The organism is Tianweitania sp., from assembly GCF_032053605.1.
GTDB lineage: Bacteria > Pseudomonadota > Alphaproteobacteria > Rhizobiales > Rhizobiaceae > Tianweitania.
Genome location: NZ_DAMBUH010000027.1, coordinates 1 through 2040, shown reverse-complemented (window position 1 = coordinate 2040; position 2040 = coordinate 1). Strand labels below are relative to the sequence as shown.

Here is a 2040-nt window from a genome sequence, read left to right as displayed (position 1 = left end):
ACGATCCGATTTCACACGCGGCCAGCTGATGCCGAAGCTGGGCGCGACCTGGCAGGCGATAGCTGGTTCAAGCCGGCGCGGTGGCGGGGCGGGTGGCGCGGTCGATCTGACAGATGCCGCACTTGCGGCGCGTCAGCGGGTGGAGAAGGCGGTGGAGGCGACGGGGCCGGAACTGTCCGGCGTGCTGCTCGATATCTGCTGCTTCCTGAAAGGGCTGGAGCAGGTGGAAGCCGAACGCGGCTGGCCGGTTCGGTCCGGCAAGGTGATGCTGAAGGCAGCCCTTGGGACGCTGGCGCGCTATTACGAGCCGCCGTGCCCGCAATCGACACGGCCGCGCAGCTTCCATTGGGGCACGGAGGACTATCGACCGACGATCGGTTGATGGTCAGGCAGCGACGGCCTGCGCGTCCGCGCGGATGCGCTGCACCATCGAGCGCAGACCGTTGGATCGCTGCGGGCTGAGATGTTCGTTTAGGCCGAGCGTGCGCAGCGTTTCGTCGAAATCGATGGCGAGGATTTCCGACGCGTGGCGGCCGGAATACAACGCAAGAACGATCGCCACGAGGCCGCGCACGATATGGGCGTCGGAATCGCCCTGATAGGTCATCACCGGATCATGGTCGCCGGACGTCTCGCCAACCAGCCACACCTGGCTGGCGCAACCGCGCACCTTGTGGGCTTCATCGCGCGCGGCTTCGGGATAGGGCGGCAGGTCCTGGCCAAGCTCGATAACATAGCGGTAGCGGTCTTCCCAATCGTCGAGAAGGGAGAAGTCCGAGCGGATCGTGTCGATGGAAGCGGTCATGGCGCGGATATAGGTGACGACGGGCCGAGCGTCATCCAGCCATTGCGGTTGAAATCAAGAAAGCTTCAGGAATGTGGAGCGTCGAGCGGGCGTGCCGAGGGGATAGGGATCACGAAGCTGTCGGGCGTCAGAGCAGCAGCGGCTTCCGCCGGGGCGGGCAGCAGCGCGGCAGCTGGGTTGATAACATCAGGCGCGCCGCTGACCGGCGGCTTCGGCTGCTTGTCGGGGATTTCGGGATCCACCATCTCGATGGCGAGCCGCGCGCTTTCACGGGCGCGCACGCTGATCGTGTCGAACGCCGCACGGCCGGTTTCGCATACATCCGGCTTGCGCTCGCACAGGCCGGCAACGTCGCTCATCGCTTCCTTGGCGGCGAAGAAGGTCTGGATTGGGCCGACCGACAGCGCTTCGCTGTTTTCGCCGCCGAAACCGAACGGCAGTGCCAGAAGCACCAGCGAGAACCAAAATCCCATCCGCAACAGAAACGTCATCCCGACATCCCCAATGAGGCCAGCATCCGGCGCCTCGAACCAACCATCCTGACCCACAGCCAGCAAAGCCAGCTTGCGGCATTACCCCGCATTTTAGGTAATTTGAGGGGGTTTGTCATGGGTGTCGAGCAAAGGAAAAGGCAAATTAAATCAGGTTCTTTGCGGTAAGATTTGATTAACCATGTAAGGTGTTGATCAGACTGGATTGTGAGGTGCCGGCAGGTGTTTCGGAAGCATCGAAACCCGGTCCCAGACCCTGATGGCGCATACGCTACCTTCGATTAACCATAAGGCAAATCGGGCGCCTCGGAATGCGCGGATGCGCCGTTTCGGTACGACGGAAAAGGGCACCTTTAGCGTGAGCTTATCTCTTCCTTAAACGCTGGATGCGACTTTCGCCCTCGATGAAGTTTCGTGTCCGCGACTGAAGTGAGTGCGTTGTATTGAGTGATTCAGCCCGCAGATCTGGCGACTGGAAAGCTGGCCTTGCCGCTGCTTGCCGTCGGCTGGTGAACGTGCGCGCCTCCTCGGAAGGGGATGCGAAGCGGCACCTGCGCCTGACCGGCCTTCTTCTGCTCGGGCCGCTGGTTCTGGCCGCGTTCGCAACGCCCTACCTCGCCGTTGTTTATTCCGCCCCGATCATGCTGGCGCTGATCTGCGCCGCCATTGCCGCATCCTGGACGACAGTGGCCGCGCTGGCTTCGACCGGCCGCTTCGCGCCGGCGGCTGTTGGCGCGCTGGTGC

4 protein-coding genes are annotated in these 2040 nt (G+C 62.9%); 2 read left to right on the top strand and 2 right to left on the bottom strand.

All coding sequences use genetic code 11. The annotated features are described in order from the left end of the window. Nucleotides 1-382, top strand: a 382-nt coding sequence (locus RTX98_RS08700; RefSeq protein ID WP_312795998.1) for a DUF6456 domain-containing protein, incomplete at its 5' end; no start/stop codon positions are given. 3 nt (nucleotides 383-385) lie between these two features. Here the strand turns inward: RTX98_RS08700 and RTX98_RS08695 are convergent. Both RTX98_RS08695 and RTX98_RS08690 read right to left on the bottom strand, forming a co-directional pair. After that, nucleotides 386-805, bottom strand: a complete 420-nt coding sequence (locus tag RTX98_RS08695) for a SufE family protein (protein WP_312795996.1) — start codon at nucleotides 803-805, stop codon at nucleotides 386-388. Between the two features lie 65 nt (nucleotides 806-870). Continuing rightward, nucleotides 871-1296 (bottom strand): DUF5330 domain-containing protein, encoded by a 426-nt coding sequence (locus RTX98_RS08690; protein ID WP_312795995.1) that lies wholly within the window; start codon nucleotides 1294-1296, stop codon nucleotides 871-873. 515 nt (nucleotides 1297-1811) lie between these two features. On the opposite strand from RTX98_RS08690, the gene RTX98_RS08685 reads away from it, so the two are divergent. Beyond that, the coding region (locus RTX98_RS08685) for a hypothetical protein (RefSeq protein WP_312795994.1) at nucleotides 1812-2040 on the top strand (229 nt) is incomplete at its 3' end.